At 59.9% G+C, this 16,218-nt stretch carries 16 protein-coding genes; 7 read left to right on the top strand and 9 right to left on the bottom strand.

Annotated features, from left to right (window positions below; translation table 11 throughout):
- Entirely contained in the window at positions 1-585 is a 585-nt protein-coding gene (gene curR, locus CFBP1590_RS14740; protein ID WP_004879628.1) for a TetR family transcriptional repressor CurR, read from the bottom strand.
- Between the two features lie 207 nt (positions 586-792).
- Here curR and CFBP1590_RS14745 point away from each other — a divergent pair, with 207 nt between their 5' ends.
- Together CFBP1590_RS14745 and CFBP1590_RS14750 are read left to right on the top strand one after the other, a co-directional pair.
- On the top strand, positions 793-1,470 hold the full coding sequence (locus tag CFBP1590_RS14745; protein ID WP_058432705.1) for a type 1 glutamine amidotransferase domain-containing protein: 678 nt from the start codon (positions 793-795) through the stop codon (positions 1,468-1,470).
- A 114-nt stretch (positions 1,471-1,584) separates the two neighbouring features.
- On the top strand, positions 1,585-2,709 hold the full coding sequence (locus CFBP1590_RS14750) for an alkene reductase (protein ID WP_088235377.1): 1,125 nt from the start codon (positions 1,585-1,587) through the stop codon (positions 2,707-2,709).
- A gap of 270 nt (positions 2,710-2,979) precedes the next feature.
- On the opposite strand, the gene CFBP1590_RS14755 is transcribed toward CFBP1590_RS14750, so the two are convergent.
- Complete coding sequence (locus CFBP1590_RS14755; protein ID WP_088235378.1) at positions 2,980-3,462, bottom strand: GNAT family N-acetyltransferase; 483 nt, start codon at positions 3,460-3,462, stop codon at positions 2,980-2,982.
- Between the two features lie 174 nt (positions 3,463-3,636).
- Here CFBP1590_RS14755 and CFBP1590_RS14760 point away from each other — a divergent pair, with 174 nt between their 5' ends.
- Both CFBP1590_RS14760 and CFBP1590_RS14765 read left to right on the top strand, forming a co-directional pair.
- Positions 3,637-4,062, top strand: a complete 426-nt coding sequence (locus CFBP1590_RS14760) for a GNAT family N-acetyltransferase (RefSeq protein WP_088235379.1) — start codon at positions 3,637-3,639, stop codon at positions 4,060-4,062.
- Between the two features lie 126 nt (positions 4,063-4,188).
- Positions 4,189-4,632, top strand: coding sequence for an NUDIX hydrolase (locus tag CFBP1590_RS14765; protein ID WP_088235380.1), 444 nt, complete (start codon positions 4,189-4,191; stop codon positions 4,630-4,632).
- Positions 4,633-4,970: 338 nt separating this feature from the next.
- Here the strand turns inward: CFBP1590_RS14765 and CFBP1590_RS14770 are convergent, their stop codons facing one another.
- From CFBP1590_RS14770 to CFBP1590_RS14790, 5 genes are all read right to left on the bottom strand, one after another.
- On the bottom strand, positions 4,971-6,725 hold the full coding sequence (locus CFBP1590_RS14770; RefSeq protein ID WP_088235381.1) for an OPT family oligopeptide transporter: 1,755 nt from the start codon (positions 6,723-6,725) through the stop codon (positions 4,971-4,973).
- Positions 6,726-6,805: 80 nt separating this feature from the next.
- Positions 6,806-7,525, bottom strand: coding sequence for a haloacid dehalogenase type II (locus CFBP1590_RS14775; protein WP_088235382.1), 720 nt, complete (start codon positions 7,523-7,525; stop codon positions 6,806-6,808).
- 90 nt (positions 7,526-7,615) lie between these two features.
- Entirely contained in the window at positions 7,616-8,470 is an 855-nt protein-coding gene (locus CFBP1590_RS14780; protein ID WP_088236419.1) for an oxidoreductase, read from the bottom strand.
- A 122-nt stretch (positions 8,471-8,592) separates the two neighbouring features.
- Complete coding sequence (locus CFBP1590_RS14785) at positions 8,593-9,123, bottom strand: nuclear transport factor 2 family protein (RefSeq protein WP_088235383.1); 531 nt, start codon at positions 9,121-9,123, stop codon at positions 8,593-8,595.
- A gap of 75 nt (positions 9,124-9,198) precedes the next feature.
- Positions 9,199-10,269 (bottom strand): aldo/keto reductase, encoded by a 1,071-nt coding sequence (locus CFBP1590_RS14790; RefSeq protein WP_088235384.1) that lies wholly within the window; start codon positions 10,267-10,269, stop codon positions 9,199-9,201.
- 150 nt (positions 10,270-10,419) lie between these two features.
- Here CFBP1590_RS14790 and CFBP1590_RS14795 point away from each other — a divergent pair, with 150 nt between their 5' ends.
- Entirely contained in the window at positions 10,420-11,322 is a 903-nt protein-coding gene (locus tag CFBP1590_RS14795; RefSeq protein WP_088235385.1) for an AraC family transcriptional regulator, read from the top strand.
- 27 nt (positions 11,323-11,349) lie between these two features.
- Here CFBP1590_RS14795 and CFBP1590_RS14800 read toward each other — a convergent pair whose 3' ends face one another.
- Both CFBP1590_RS14800 and CFBP1590_RS14805 read right to left on the bottom strand, forming a co-directional pair.
- Complete coding sequence (locus tag CFBP1590_RS14800) at positions 11,350-12,231, bottom strand: DUF6528 family protein (protein WP_058432697.1); 882 nt, start codon at positions 12,229-12,231, stop codon at positions 11,350-11,352.
- Positions 12,232-12,266: 35 nt separating this feature from the next.
- On the bottom strand, positions 12,267-13,397 hold the full coding sequence (locus tag CFBP1590_RS14805) for an ROK family transcriptional regulator (RefSeq protein WP_029244593.1): 1,131 nt from the start codon (positions 13,395-13,397) through the stop codon (positions 12,267-12,269).
- Between the two features lie 77 nt (positions 13,398-13,474).
- Between CFBP1590_RS14805 and CFBP1590_RS27605 the strand changes: the two genes are divergently transcribed.
- Together CFBP1590_RS27605 and CFBP1590_RS14810 are read left to right on the top strand one after the other, a co-directional pair.
- Entirely contained in the window at positions 13,475-13,669 is a 195-nt protein-coding gene (locus tag CFBP1590_RS27605) for a hypothetical protein (protein ID WP_127051600.1), read from the top strand.
- Complete coding sequence (locus tag CFBP1590_RS14810; RefSeq protein ID WP_088235386.1) at positions 13,666-16,209, top strand: TonB-dependent receptor; 2,544 nt, start codon at positions 13,666-13,668, stop codon at positions 16,207-16,209. The genes CFBP1590_RS27605 and CFBP1590_RS14810 overlap by 4 nt, the downstream gene beginning before the upstream one ends.
- Positions 16,210-16,218 lie beyond the last annotated feature (9 nt).

The raw sequence follows: 16,218 nt of genomic DNA on the forward strand, positions 1-16,218 counted from the left end.
TCAAACACTCAGCAACCGCTTCGTCGTCTCCATCGCCCTGCCCAGTGACTGCCCGGTGCGCTGCAACTTGTTCAGCAGACTGGCTCCCAGCCAAAGCTGATAGAGCGTCTCCGCCAGTGCACGGGCATCGCCGACAGGCAGGCACTTGTCGGCCTGTCCTTGCTCGATGCAAACAGTGATACGCGACACGACCCGCTCCGTACCGTCACGCAACGTAAGACGCATGGTTTCGGACAGGTCCGACACCTCGGCACTGAGCTTGACCACGAGACATTCGTCGCCCTGCCCGTCCGGCACGCAGCGATCCTGCCAGCCCTGCCAGTAGTCCATCAAACGCTCGTAAGCGCTCAGACCGGGCAGCGTGAGACGTCGCTCCATGTCAGCGAGGTAGCCGACAAAGTAGTCCTCCAGCAAGGCCTGGCCGTAGAGCTCCTTGGACTTGAAGTAGTGATAGAACGAGCCCTTGGGCACGCCTGCCGCCTGCAGCAGTTCGTTCAGGCCGACGCTGGTGAAGCCTCGCTCGGCCATCATCCGGTGGCCGGTGTCGAGCAGGTGTTGGCGGGTGTCGTCGTAGGTCGGTTTCATGGGGCGGATTACCAGGCAATAGACCAGTCGTATTCGAATGACCGAGAGTTTGCCACATCCGGTGGTGAAAAACCTCGGGTTAAAAAAACTACTAGACGACTGGTCTAATTAGAAACTATGCTGCGCCCCGTCAACCTATTCCACAGGTACTCGGGGCACGCAAATTCATTGCACGTCGCTGATGCCTGACCAACTACAGGGTGCGCTATGAAAATCTTGATGGTTCTGACCTCACACGATCAGCTCGGCAACACCGGCAAGAAAACCGGCTTCTGGCTGGAAGAATTCGCCGCCCCCTACTTCGCCTTCAAGGACGCTGGCGCAGAGATCACACTGGTTTCGCCAGCGGGCGGCCAGCCTCCACTGGATCCGAAGAGCGATGAGCCGGATGCACAGACCGCCGAAACTGATCGTTTCCGCAATGACCCTGCCGCTCAGCAGGCATTGGCCACTACCGGTCGCCTGGCCGATGTCAGCGCTGATGACTTTGATGCGGTGTTCTACCCAGGCGGTCATGGCCCGCTGTGGGACCTGGCAGAAGACAAGCATTCCATCGCGCTGATTGAAGCCTTTGATCGCAGCAACAAGCCTCATGGCTTCGTTTGCCACGCACCGGGCGTGTTGCGTCACGTAGTCGGAGCCGATGGCAAGCCGTTGATCCAACACCGCGAAGTGACCGGTTTCACCAATGCCGAAGAAGCTGCGGTCGGCCTGACCGACGTCGTGCCTTTTCTGATCGAAGATGAGTTTCAACGCCTTGGCGGCCACTACTCCAAAGTCGCTGACTGGCAAGTCCACGTGGTCGTTGACGGCCAACTGGTCACGGGTCAGAACCCCGCCAGCTCGGCTGCAGTGGCCGACAAGCTTCTGAAGATGCTTGGCTGATCCGCAGGCCAGCATCCTTCTTCAGCAGCTCATGAAACCGTGTGCCTGGCACACGGTTTTATTTTCACCCAAATACTAGTCGACTGGTCTAATCAGACCAAACAAGGTACACCGATGAAAAACAGCGCTTTCTTCACCCCTGCTAAACTGGGTTCCCACACCCTGAAAAACCGCATCGTCCTGCCGCCGCTGACCCGCCAGCGCAGCACACAACCGGGCAACGTCGCCAACGAATTGATGGCCGAGTATTACCAACAGCGCGTCGGTGCTGGCCTGCTGGTCACTGAAGGCACGCAGATCGAGCCGCGCGGTCAGGGTTACGCCTGGACTCCAGGCATTCATACCGCAGAGCAGATTGCCGGATGGCGCAAAGTGACCGAAGCCGTTCATGCCAAAGACGGCGTGATCTTCGCCCAGCTCTGGCATGTGGGCCGTGTATCGCATACCGCCTTGCAGCCAAACGGCGATGCCCCGGTGTCGGCCTCTGCCGTTGCCACCGATCGCGTCAGCGTATTCATCGAAACCGCCCCCGGCGCAGGCGAACTGGTTCCACCCTCCGCTCCACGAGCGCTGAGCACTGATGAAGTCCAGGAACTGATCCAGCTTTACATTCAGGCTGCGCGCAACGCCATGGAAGCCGGCTTCGACGGTATCGAACTGCACTGCGCCAATGGTTATCTGGTCAACCAGTTCATTTCCGCGCACAGCAACCTTCGCACCGACCAGTACGGCGGATCGCTGCAGAACCGCCTGCGTTTTCTGCGCGAAGTAGTAGCGGGTGTGGCCGAATGCATCGGCAAGGAAAAGGTCGGCGTGCGTTTTGCGCCACTGTTCACGACCACCGACGAAGCCCGCACTTACCTGGGCATGGTCGAGGAAGACCCGCACACCACGTACATCGAGGCGATCAAGATCCTTCAGGATGTGGGCATCGCGTACCTGTCCATCGCCGAAGCCGATTGGGACAACGCCCCTGCCATGCCGGAAACCTTCCGCCGTGCAGTGCGCGACACCTTCAAAGGCGCGATCATTTACGCAGGTCGCTACAACGCCGAGTCGGGTGCCAAACTGCTGGACTCAGGACTGGCAGACTTCGTTGCGTTCGGCCGCCCGTTCATGGCCAACCCCGACCTGCCTGCGCGGATCAAACATGACTGGCCCTTGAATACGCTGAACCCGGCGACGGTGTATGGCGGCAATGCCGAGGGGTATACGGATTACCCTGTCTATCGTGACTGACCCGCAGGGTTCATCAGGCGCGCGCTTTTTATAGAAGAGCGCGCCGCTCTTAACAAACAACACTTAATTTGCTGAATGAACACGTTTTTGTGGGAGGCGGCTTGCCGGCGATGCAGCCGACCCGGTATGTCAGGGAAATCGCGTCATCGTTCATCGCCGGCAAGCCGCCTCCCACGGTCCGGTGTTTGCTGCGCGACAGCGCTACTTCGAAGACGTGGTGGCGCCTCCCACTGCACAAACACAGTATGCATTCGTAGATAATCCAGCCTGTTACAGGCGCATTCCCATCTCGAGCGCACGCGTCTCATAGCCTAACTCCGTGTACAACCGTATGGCCTGTGCATTGAACGCCCAAACCGTCAGCCTGATATCTTTCGCTCCCTGCTGAATAGCCCAGTCTTTGGCCATTTGCAAAAGGCAACGTCCGATACCTTTCCCCCATTCCGCTTCAGCTACGCAGACCGACCCTATGCGGACTAAATCCAGAGGCTGCATCAACGGTCCGCTGCTCGACGCAAGACTGGCGGTGATGAAGCCCGCCGCACGGTTATCGACATGCGCGATGTAGACAACATGAGAAGGGCTTTCGAAGCTTCTCATCCAGTGAGGCAAGTCGCGCGCATAGTCCGTAGTGGCAGCGCTGTAGATGTCTGGGCGTGCCTCGTGGTGGATGGCATTGAGCAATTGACCCAATTTGCAGATATCCAGAACATCGTCCATCGTCGCTTTTCGATAGCTAACCTGCGATTCCATTGCTTGCGGTCCTCCTCGTCACGTCATGCTTAATGTGTCTCGTACAACTCTTTCCATTCGCTAGGGTTTATCGCAGTGTAAGCCCAGCTTCGGCAACTGGACCTTTTGAATCACCGCCTCCTGGCATTTCATTTGCCTGTTTACTTTCTACACAAACGTGCAGGGGGCACAGGAATGAGAAAATGGATAACGGATGACAACCTCGACAGCAGCTTTCTGCAAGCAATCAGAAATGGCGTCATCGACACCGGACGCGATTTATCCGAGCCACTAGGCGGAAATGCCAGCTCCATTGCATGTGCACTCACTGAAGACTCGTTGCTCATGGGTGGTGCTACAGGCCGCACAGAGTTTCAACGCTTGTTTGTCAATTTCCTGTGGGTCGATCAACAATGGCGCGGAACCGGGCTCGGTGCCGAAGCATTGCGCAGGCTTGAGGCGCTGGCGCTCGAAAGAGGCTGCGTGGATTCAATCATTGAAACGCTGGATGACGGGGTTGCCGGTTGGTATCAGCGCACCGGCTATGTGCTGATCGCATACATCCCCAACTATTGCGGACCGTGGAATCGGCACATTCTTTTGAAGTCGCTTGTTGGATAATTCAGTCATACCCAGACTGTCTTGCTTTGACCAGCGCCTCAATGTCATCGAAAAGCCACACAATGACGCATTCGCAAAAAAAAGGCTGAGCTCACAGCGCTGTTTACTCACAAGGATGTTCCCACCATGTCGTTACAACGCATTCGTCCCCTCGCCATCTGCATCTTCCATCACCAAGGGAAGATTCTGGTGAATGAGTTCTACGACGAGGCCAAACAGCAAACCTTCTTTCGCCCCGTCGGCGGAGGTATCGAGTTTGGCGAAAGGAGTAGCGACGCCATCATCCGGGAAGTCCGGGAAGAGCTAGGCCTGTCAATAAGCAACCTGCGACTGATCGGCACGCTGGAAAGCATTTTCACTTACGCTGGCAAGCCCGGACACGAGATAGTCCAAGTGTATGACGCGACGTTTGATGACGTAACTGTTTACGAAAAGCTCCTGCTGGACGGGTATGAGAGCGACGGATCGTGTTTCAGGGCAGCGTGGCGTACAGCGTCCAGCTTCTCGGCTGAATCTCCCCTCGTACCTGAAGGCCTGTCAGAGCTGCTCGAGAGGGCTTCGCTGCTTTGATGTGCAGCGGAACCATACAAAGCAGCGAACTGTGTGATGCCCCGCCATGTCTTCGACGTAGCGCTGTCGCTCAGCAAACACGGACCGTAGGAGCGCGCTTGCCCGCGATTGCGTCAGTTCAGTCGCTGATTTTCTGTCTGTAAGCTCCTATCGGATTGCCGCCCAGACCAAGCGCGCTCCTAAAAAATCTTTTCTCTTCAGTAAGTTACAGGTTATTTGATAAGAGGCAGCTTACCTGCGATCTGCCGGGGCCCAGCAGCAAAACCTGCACATCCAACGCATTAGATGAAACCGCCAAAATATCCCGCGCCCTGCGTGCAAAAGCATATCTCTGCACTTCAACCATTCCCCACCATCTGCCACAACGACGCCCCCACCCCGGTAATACTCTCCCCTGCAATCAGCCCCGCAGCCGCGGTAATCGCGAATCGCTCGGTCAGGCTCGCCCAGCGGCAGCTCACCAGCCAGGTCACGATTGCGCCGAGGGCCATCATCAGCGATACCGATGCGGGCAGCACAAAGGCCAGACCCAGCGCGGCGGTGCTGGGGAGGAATCTGGCGCGGCGTGCGGGCAACACACTGTCGAGAATGCCCAGCAGCAGCCCGGCCAGCCCGCCGATGAAGATCGCCCAGCGGATGCTCGTGGAAAGCGAGTCCAGCCCGTGGGTCAGGGTTTGTGCCACGGCTTTCCAGGTAGCGACGGCGGGCGCAGGCCATTCTTCGGTGAGGAGCATGTTCTGCGGGTCGGGGATCAGGGCCAGATAGGCGAACACGCCAACGATGCTGCCAACGAAGATCCCCAGGGTTTGCGCGATCAATTGTTTGCGCGGCGTTGCACCGATGGCGCGGCCGACCTTGAAATCGTTCATCAGGTCGGTGCACTGCCCGGCCGAACCGCCTGCGGTATTGGCACTCATCAGGTTGATCGGCACCTGACCCGGCGCGACGATGCCAAAGCTCAACTGTGACAACTGGCCGATGGCGCCGATGGGTGGAATGCCAGTGGCACCGACCACTCGGGCAGCCACTGCGGCCAGGCAGATGGCCAATGGAATGGTCAGCAGCGCCATCCACAGATTGATGCCGAACAACAGGGCCTGCAGGCTGACCACCAACACGATTGCCAGCGCGAAACCGGCCGCCGGTCCAGGCTTTGGCAGGGTCCAGGTTTTGCCGCCCTCCGCCCGGGTGGTTTTGTGCAGTGACCAAAGCCGTATCGCCAGCGACGCGAGTGTCGAGCAGACCATCAGGCTCACGCCCGGCCACAACAACCACTCCACCAGCGCGGCGAACTGTGGTCCGCTGCTGTCGGGCGGCAACTGCACCAGCCCCTGCTCCAGCAGCCAGGGCGCCAGCCCGCCCCACGCCAGAACGGCACCGAGCAGCAACGTCAGGCCCACGCGAATGCCGATGATCGCGCCAAAGCCCACCAGCAGCAGCGAGGGGTCGGCGGTAAAGGTCAGACGCTCCAGCTGTGCGTTCGGCGACCAGCGTGGCAAGGCCCACATGAAGGTATCGACCCACTTGACCGATACCGACAGCAATGCAGCGCTCAGCAGCACTTTGAGACGTGTCGCGGCTTCATGGCCGTGGTTGTAGATGTGCAGCAGGGTTTCCAGCGTCGCCATGCCCTCGGGAAACTTCAGCGTCTTGTCGTTGAGCAGCGACGGGCGCAGGTACCACGCGATCCAGATGCCCAGAAAACTCACCGAGAACACCCAGGCGATCATCGGAATCGCATCCAGTTGCTGGCCGGTGAGCAGCGTGTAGGCAGGAATCGGCGCAACCAGCCCGCCGGAAATGATCGATGCGGCGGCAGAAGCGACCGTCTGGTTGATGTTGCTTTCGTGCAGGGTCCAGGGCAATTGCGTACTCGAACGCCGGGCCAGCCCCTGCCAGATGCCATAGCCGATCAGCAAGGCAATGATCGACATGTTGAACGACCAGCCGATCTTGAGTCCCGCGTACACATTGGAAGGCGTCAGGAGGATACCGAGCACGATCCCGGTAACCACAGCGCGCAGGCTGAGCTCACGCTCTACAGGTCCGGCCAGCGAAGTCGTCGACGAAAGCGATGGCGAGGCTTGGTGCATGCGAATTCCTTATCGGCAATGGGACAGCGCGGTCACTCAACGCGGCGGCTTAACAAGTGAGCGCTGTATCGTCGGAAGGTTCAGGGTGCAGTGCAAAGCTGCCGGGCGAGATCGATGAGACTGTCGGCTTCGTAGTCCCAGTCCTGGGCATAATCCGCGTCGGGCGCAGGCGCTCCACCGTACTCCATGGGCCTATGGACAAAAGCCGTCATCAGGCCGCAATCCCTGGCTGCCGCCAGATCGCTGTGATGGCACGCCACCAGACATAACTGCTGGGGTTTCAGGCCCAGTGCATCGACTGTCGTCAGGTAGGCGGCAGGCTCCGGTTTGTAGGTCTGGGCAAATTCCGCGCCCAGCAGTGCGTCCCACTGCAAGCCGTTGTAGCGGTTCATCGCGATCATCAGCTCGACGTTGGCGTTGGACAGGGTCACGACAGGCAGATGCTCGCGCAATCGCACCAGCCCTTCAGGCACATCGGGCCAGGGATCCAGTCGGCGCCAGGCATGGGCGAGCCGCCATAACTCATCGGGCTGAATCCGACCAACGTCCAGGCGGTGGGTCGTCAACAGCTGTTGCAGCGTCTCGTGGTGCAAGGTGTCCAGCACCACGAAGCCTCTTGCCTCATTGATGCACTCGCGCATTGCCGGGGCGTACAGCTTGCGCCACTGCAACGCGAACTCGGCCGGGCTGACCGAAGGCAGGTTGTTCGCCAGAAACGCTGCGGTTTCGCGGGCAATACCCGAATGCCAGTCAACCACTGTACCGAAGACATCAAACGCCAGCGCTTTTGGAAGCGTCATCGGGCTCCTCCTGAAGTTGCCATCGGGAACCACTGTAGTGAGTAAACGCGCGTCTGGCGAACATGGATTGCTCGGGCGATGCCAGCCGGATCAACCTGGCTGGTGAGACGGGCGTGCCTGCGAAGGTGATTTTGCGTCCAGTTTCAGGTTCTTGCGGATGGCCGCATCCAGAAAACCCGCTGGCGCAAAGCGGCGCATGAATTGAAACTGGCCAGCGGTTTTACCGGCGGTATAACGCAACTTGGGACGCTCGGCACGCGCAGCCTTGAGCACCACTTGGGCGACTACCTCCGGGCTGTCGGCATTGGCCATGGCGTGGTTGACCGCTTTGGACACCCTGGCCCGCACGTCCTGATAGAGCTCAAGCTTGGCGTCGGCTTCGAGGTTGTTGGTTTCGAACGAGGTCTTGGTGTAGCCAGGCTCGATGATCGTGACCCGGATGCCAAAGGTGCGCAATTCGTGATCCAGAGATTCCGAGTACCCTTCCACTGCGTGCTTGCTGGCTGCATACAGCGCAACGAACGGCACCGGCACGATGCCCAGAATGGAACCGATGTTGATGATTCGGCCGCTGCCCTGCCGACGCATGTGCGGCATGACCGCACGAGTGGTGCGCACAATGCCCAGAAAGTTGGTGTCGAAGATCGCCTTGGCCTGCTGGATTGAGCTCTCTTCTGCTGCTGCAGGCGCAAGCCCGAATCCGGCGTTGTTGACCAGCAGATCGATGCGCCCTTCCAGCACCAGCAGTTCCTTGATCGCCGCCTCGACGGACGCATCGTCCGTCACATCAAGGGCCAGCATCGAAAAGTTACGCTGTCCGCTCTGATTCCCTTTCCGGCTGGTTCCGTACACGGTATAGCCTGCCGCAACGAGCGCATTGGCAGTGGCTTCGCCGATACCGGAAGAAGCGCCGGTCACCAGTGCTACAGGTTTAGGAGTCGTCATGGGAATTCCTTCGCGGGTCGATTGGCTGAAGATGGCGCTATGATGATGAACGTAATCGTAGCCGTCAACGACTTTGATGCTGATCGACATCAATAAATGTCTATCGCACGAATGAAAATCTTCTATCCGCCGCTCGCGGCAGGCACCGGAATCCGTCGCAACACCTCGTCGTAAGGTGCAAGGTCGAGAAACGCAGTGGCTTCAAACGCCTTGCCGTCACGCATGTGAAAGATCCACGCGTAGCTGTTGTTGTAAGCCTGTCCGTCGCGCGCCACGCCAACGCCGTCCCACTGAACGATGACGTGATCACCCTCTGCCCAGACGCGTTTGCTTACCGGCCTGACCGGACTGGACAACCGCGACACGAACGGTTGCACCGCCTGCTGAACGAATGAATCGACGCCTCGATAAACGCCCGCGCTGGGACCCGAACCCTTTATGGTCCAGACCACATCCGGCCACAGCATGTCAGTGAAGAAGGTCGTTCCTCCAGCCGCCCAGCGATCAAAGGCCTGAGTCACGAGCTGCTTGTTGTATGCCTCGGTATCCGGGGCGCAAGCGGCATGAGCATTGCCGGAAATCAGCCCGGTGCCAATCAGGGCCGCCACTGCCAGCGCCAACGCGTGGATTTTTTTCAGAATGGAAATGTGCATCTAAAGACTCCTTTGGCCGTCACGGCATTGAAGAGCAGAAGGCCCGCCCAGGATGAGCGGGCATTTTCGAAGCTGTCACATCCGGTTTTGCAGCCGGGCACCGCCGAAGATCAGTTGCTGAACCATGGGCCGCGACACGAAGCGCTCGGGGAAGATCGGCGCGGGCGCACTGACCTGATCCAGCCGGGCGACCTGCTCCTCATCCAGTTGCAGATCAAGTGCGGCCAGATTGTCCAGCGCCTGCGCCAGCGTCCTGGCACCCAGTACCGGCGCAACCACGGCCGGGTTCATGAGCGTCCAGGCCAGTGCGACCTGTGAAGCCGTGACGCCGATGTCTTTCGCGATATCGCCAACGACACTGGCGATCTCCAGCGATCGCTCGGTCATGTGCCCCGATGAACTGATCACGCCCTTGCGCGTGGTCGAAACACCCGCTTCGCTGACCTGTTGCAGATCGTCGCGGCTGTACTTGCCGCTCAGAATGCCGCCACCCAGCGGTGACCACGGCAGCACGCCAAGCCCCATCGCTTCGGCCATCGGAATCAGCTCGTGCTCGACACTGCGTTCGATCAGGCTGTACTCGATCTGCAGCGCAACCAGCGGCGACCATCCCCGCAGTAGGGCCAGGGTTTGCAACTCAGCGACCTTCCACGCCGGGGTGTTACAGATACCGAGGTAAAGCACCTTGCCGGCGCGCACCAGATCGTCGAGCGCGCGCATCACTTCGTCGGCGGAGGTGGTGAAGTCCCAGGCATGCAGGTAGAGCAATTCGATGCGGTCAGTGTCGAGCTGCCTGAGGCTGGTCTCGACCGAGCGCATCAGGTTCAGCCGATGGTTGCCGCCCGAGTTCGGATTACCCGGATCACGCGCCATGGTGTACTTGGTCGAGACGACGAGGCGCTCGCGCTTGCCCTTGAGAAACTGCCCCAGGATGCGCTCCGACTCGCCGTTGGTGTAGTTGACGGCGGTGTCGATGAAATTGCCGCCCTTGTCGACATACGCATCGAATATCTGCCGTGCCTGATCGGCCTCGGCGCCCCAGCCCCAGTTGGCACCGAAGGTCATGGTCCCAAGAGCCATGGGCGAGACGCGCATACCTGATCGTCCGAGCAGGCGGTAGTGGTCGAGTGCAGTGATAGCAGGCATGATGGCCTCCTTGTAGATGTGAAGTTCTGAACAGTCAGGTTCAGTCTGCCGTCAGGGAGGCGCTGCGCTGTAGCCGGATAATCCTGCGTTCTTGCACGATTATCCGAACGGGATTGAAGGCTGTTTCATCATCGAGCGACCGGAGCCGCCATGGGTTCTCTTGAAAAACTGATCGACGTCATCAGCCGCCATGCAAGGACCGACGGCATGCACACCACGCCTGTCGCAGGTGTCAGCCTGGTTCACTCGGGCGCGCCTACCGTGCCGATGCCGGTGGTCTACGAACCGACCCTCTGCCTGATCGTTCAGGGCCGTAAGCAGGTCGCGGCTGGCGCCTTGTCCTATGTGTACGATGCATCGACCTATCTGGTGGCGTCGGTGGACATGCCGGTCATGGGCTCGGTCATCGAGGCAAGCGAAGCATTGCCGTACCTGTGTCTCGTGCTGGATCTGGACATGGCCATCCTGAGCGAGCTGGCGCTTCGGCACCCGGACACCAGCGAAAGGAGCGATCTGCCGACTGCAGGCATCGAACTCAACGCCACCACGCCGGAGCTGCTCGACGCCGCAGCCAGGCTTGCCGGTCTGCTGGACACACCCCAGGATATCGATGCACTGGCACCGCTCATCATCCGAGAGATGCTGTATCGGCTGCTGAGCGAGAGCGGCAACGGCATCGTCCGGCAACTGGCCCGGGCAGACAGCCGACTGCGGCAGATTGCCAAGGCGATTGCCTGGATGCGCGAGCACTACCGACAGGGTTGCCGGATTGATGACATCGCCGAACTGGCGGGCATGAGCCGCTCCACATTCCACGCGCATTTCAAGGCCGTGACGTCAATGAGTCCGCTGGAGTTTCGCAGTCAGTTGCGATTACAGGAAGCACGTCGCTTGATGGTGGCCGAAGCTGTGGATGCGGCCGGTGCGGGCTATCAGGTCGGCTACGAAAGCCCCTCGCAGTTCAGTCGGGACTACGTGCGCCTGTTCGGTCTGCCGCCTGCGAGGGATGCCAGCCGGTTGCGAAGCGCGGTCGAGATGGGCGCAGGAAAATGAGCAGGCAGTCCGCAAAGCCAGGGCAGGTCAATGCACCCAGCGCACCTTGTACAGATGCAGATCCGAGACCGGCACACGCACCCCGCCGCTACCGTCGCGCTCGGCCAGATGAAAACCAAAGGCCCACCAGCTTTGCTCCACTTCGACCCAGGCCATGCGCTCATCCATAACGCTCAACGCCTTGACCCTTGAAGCCGAGCGTAAAGGCTCGAACGTCGAAAACACACCGCTGTCCGGGCTGAACAGCCAGACTCCATCATCGGTTGTGACCGCATAACGACCATCGCCAAGCGCCGACAGGTCATGGCCATCGCGCCTTCCCGGCAACGTCCAGCGCTCAGATTCCTGCAACACGGGTGATGCACGGTCGCCGCTCAGCGTGAAGGCCTGCAACAGGTCATGGGACAACGCGAACAGACGCTGACGCTGCTCATCCCAGACCACGCCGTGCCCCGAGGGCAGCGGCGTCTCGAACAGTGGCGTTTCATTGCGGTACCGATCGTAGAGCTGCAGCCGGTCGCCCTTGGGCTCAATCGACAACGCGACGGCGATCAAACCGTTGGGCAGGTACTCGGCCGAATGCGCCATCGGCGCCAAAGCTTTAAACAGAACCCGACCCGAGGCCCGATCGAGCAAGACCACACCGCCCGTCGAAGACGTCACCAGAATGGCGCGGCCACCTTCGACCGGCTTGCATTCGTCGATATGCGACAGCAGCTTCTGCCGGTAGGCGTCCGGCAAGTCCTTAGCCTGAGCCGCACTCCAGCGCCAGATCTCGTTGGCACTCGTCGCTTGCACACGGTACTCGCGAACCTGATCGTCTCCGCAGGCATACAGTCTTTCGGCCGACCGGGCGGCCGTCGCTGTGGCAGTCAGCAGAAATATGAGCAGGCAGTGCAGCGTTCGCATTATTGAACCTCATGGACCGACAGACGAAAAACCGCTTACAGAAAAAAGCAGGCCCGCAGCGGAATCAGCGCCGCGCCGCGGGCGGCGGCGTCACAACTCTGTTGCCCCATCACCAGACTGGGTCGTGTGGCCGTGATCCCGTAACGGTCGCCGCCCCAGTATTCGACTCGCGCCATCAGCGCTTCGCCAAGCGCGACCGGCAATTGCCCGCCAAACACGATGGCCTGAGGATCGAGAATGCCGCTGAGCGAGTTGATGATGCGGTTCAGGCAAGGCATCACCCGATCAATCCAGGCGTCAACGCCTGGCCACCGAGGGTCGAACCGCAACGAAATGTCTTCGATGGAATCGACGTCAACGCCCTGCTCCTGAAGCATTTCCAGCAGGTAACGCAGGGCCGGACGCACCTCCTGCTCTTCGCGCGTCAATATCGAACTGAGTTCGCCAGCGTTGCCGTTGGCACCGAAAAACGGTTTGCCCTCGATCACCAGCCCGCCACCGAAACCGTAGTTGAACCCCAGGTACACAAAGGAACGCGCCCAGCGCCCGGCACCGCACAGGCTCTCGCCTACGGCAGCCGCGCTGACGCTGTTTTCGATCCAGACCGGCAGGCCGAAGGTTTCTTCCAGCAGTGGCTGCAGATCGATCAATGACCAGTCGCGTAACGGCTCCGGCGCGTTGATCTGCCGACGGTTGGCGACGAAGTAGCCGTTGATCGAGAACCCGACGCCTATCAGGCTCGCCTTGTCCACGCCATTGCGGACACAAATCCTGTCCAGCGCCGTGCTCAACCGCTCCAGCGTGGTCTGGCGACTCAGCGGCGGAAACCGGAAGCGCACCTCCTCCACCAGTTCGCAATCCAGCGCGGTCAACGACAGGATGGCGCAATCGGTGTTGATCGCGATGCCGACGCTGAAAACGGTTCTGGCTGCCAATTGCAGGCTGGGCGAAGGCTTGCCGCGCCCTGCACCGGAGGCAGGCGGCCCGGCCTGCAATAGGTCGCGCTCCAGCAGCGCGCTGATGATCCGGTGCGTCGACTGCTGGGTCAGGTGGCTCAATTGACCGACACGGGACTGGCTGATACTGCCTTCACGCCGGATGACATCCAGAATGAACCGCTCGTTATCCGATACGTGAATCCCTTCATTGAGCGTGCGATTGGGCAAGAAACGTCTCCTTTGTCAGAGTGCGTGTGAGTACGACGCATATTTTCACACTTAATGTTTAAATATGATGACAATATTTGGATTTCGAACGTACGCAGCTGCCTGCCCAGGCAGACCTTGAGCAAAAAGCCTTCTACAGCCCTGCCTATGAACACGGCGCGCATCAAATCCTGATGAAATCTCCAACCGATTACAGCCAGTCATTTTTATTTAACACTTTAAGCGTAAATAAAAAGCCAGACCTCTTCGGCCTCCACGAGATTTCACCATGATGACCAGAACCCGTGCCTGTTACCCGTTTGTTTCCGGCGCTGTGCTGCTTACCCTCATCACCCCTGCAGTTGCCCAGGATTCATCCGGCAAAAGCGATGCGCCGGCGGCGGAAAGCGTCACGGTCACGGGGTACGTCAAACAGAACCGCGAGGAAATTCGCGCCAAACGCAACACGTCTCAGGTCGCCGACTTCATCTCGTCCGACGAACTGGGCCAGCAGCCCGACCTGAACGTGGCCGACTCCCTGCGCCGCCTCCCGGACGTGACCACCGAATTCGATGAAGACGAAGGTCGTTTCGTCTCCATACGCGGCCTGCCCTCGCGTTTCACGACGACCACCTTCGATGGCGCGATGATTCCTGATGGCTGGTTCGCGCTGGGCCGACAGACCGACCTGGAAGCCATCCCCGGCGTCGCCCTCAAACGGGTGGCGGTCTACAAGAGCCTGACGCCCGACCTGCAACCGGCGATTGCCGGGATCGTGGATTTACAGCCGATCAGCGCGTTCGATTACAGCGGCTTTCAGGCCGTTGCCGATGCCAAGGTCGGCCACTACAGCAACATGAGCGTACCGGGCGGGCCTTCCAGCCCTTCCGCGATCATCGACGGCAGAGTCAACGACCGCTTCGGCGAGGACAAACAATTCGGCTACATGCTGGCGGGCAGTTTCTCCGACCGCAGTCGCGATCAGGAAAAGGACATCCGTACCATCAACTACAGCGCGGCCGGCACACCGTCAGTGGACCGCCGTGATCAGGCGCAGTACACCAACCGGCTGGATCGCTGGAGTCTGCTGGGCCGCCTGGAATACAAGCCCAGCGAAAATCTTTACTCATCGCTGCTCGGCGCGCACTACAGCTACGACTCGGACGAATACCGCTACCTGAACATTCTCGAAGGTCGCTCGCCGCGCAACATCACCGATGTCAGCGGCAGCTATGCCCAGGGCCGCAATCGCTATCGCGTTGACTACTTCCCGGAAACCACGGCAACGGATCTGGCCATCTGGGACGTCGACTTCAAGCCTGCCGAACAGCAGCGCCTGACCAGCAAACTCTATGCGGCCCGCAGCACCTATGAGCGCAAGGATGATGGTCAGTTTGAATTCCGCTCGGCTTACGGCTCCAATTTCGGCTACCAGTACGACCTGACGAGCCAGGACGCCGACAATCGCGACATGTCCACCATCACGCCCGCCAACCCTTCGGCGGCCAACACGCCATCGAACTATCAGTTGTTCAACATTCAGCCGGAAAAGCTGGAGCGCCAGCAGACCATCAAGGAATGGCAAGGAGCCTACGGTTTCAATACCGACCCGCAGGACCGGGGACTGGGTGCCAAGGTGGGCACAAGCTGGCGACGCATGGAGGTCACTCAGGACATCGATCAACAGACCTTCCTGCCCACCAGCGCAGCCAGCCTCCCTGCCAGCTCGTTCAGCAACGCGGGCGACTACTACAAGGCAACCAACCGTTTCTTCGCCGACAACCCCGGACTGTTCCGGCTCGATCAGGCCAGCAGCACACTGCTCAGCACCCAGAACGACCTCAGTTATCAGGAAGACATTGCCGCAGGCTTCGGCCTGCTCAGGTATCGCGGCGAGCGTTTCGAAGTGCTCGGTGGCGCGCGCTATGAACACACCCGTTTTGATTCCTCGGCCTTTCAGAACAACAGCGGCACGCTCAACCCCAGCAGCAACTCCGGCAGCTACGACAACGTACTGCCCTCGTTCAGCGCCTTCTACGACCTGACGCCCTCGGTGCGCCTGCGTGCGGGTTACAGCCAGTCACTGGGTCGGCCAAATCCGGAATACGTGGTGCCGCTGAACAGCGTCAGTCAGGTGGACGGCGCTATCAGCATCAACCGTGGCAACCCGAGCCTCAAACCCATCACGTCCAACAACTACGATCTGGCCGCCGATTACTACTTCGGCCAGGGCGCGCTGCTGTCCATGGCGCTGTTCCAGAAGGACCTGAAAAACGAAATCTTCGTCGGCAGCTCCAGCAGCACAGACAGCACGGGTATTCAGACCACGATCTCGCAACCCCTCAACACCTCGACGGCGCAGGTCCGTGGCGTGTCGATCAACCTGATCAAGGACCGCCTGGCCTTTCTGCCCGCGCCTTTCGACGGACTGGGTTTCAAGCTCAACAGCACCTGGCTCGACGGGTCGATGAATGTGCCGATGGCCGACGGCTCGACGCGTCGGGCGAGCCAGTTGGTCGGCGCGCCCAAGCAGCAATACAACGCCACGCTGATGTACGGCATCGGCGATCTCAAGTCGCAGATCAGCTATGCCGTGGTCGGCGACCGGCGCACCAGCCTCAGCGTTCAGAACCCGCGCCAGGACAAGTTCGAAGAGCGCTATGGGCAACTGGATGCCCAGGTCAGTTACGCGCTCAACGCCAACCTGACCCTTTACACAGAAGGGCGAAACCTCACCGACCAGAAGCGCCTGATCCGCGACGCGGACAACAACCTGCTTGAGCGCAACAGCTTCGGGCAGTCCTTCTGGGTCGGCATGAAAGTCAAACTCTGACGCGCCCTG

Origin of the sequence: Pseudomonas viridiflava (assembly GCF_900184295.1) — a bacterium.
Classification (GTDB): Bacteria; Pseudomonadota; Gammaproteobacteria; order Pseudomonadales; family Pseudomonadaceae; genus Aquipseudomonas; species Aquipseudomonas viridiflava.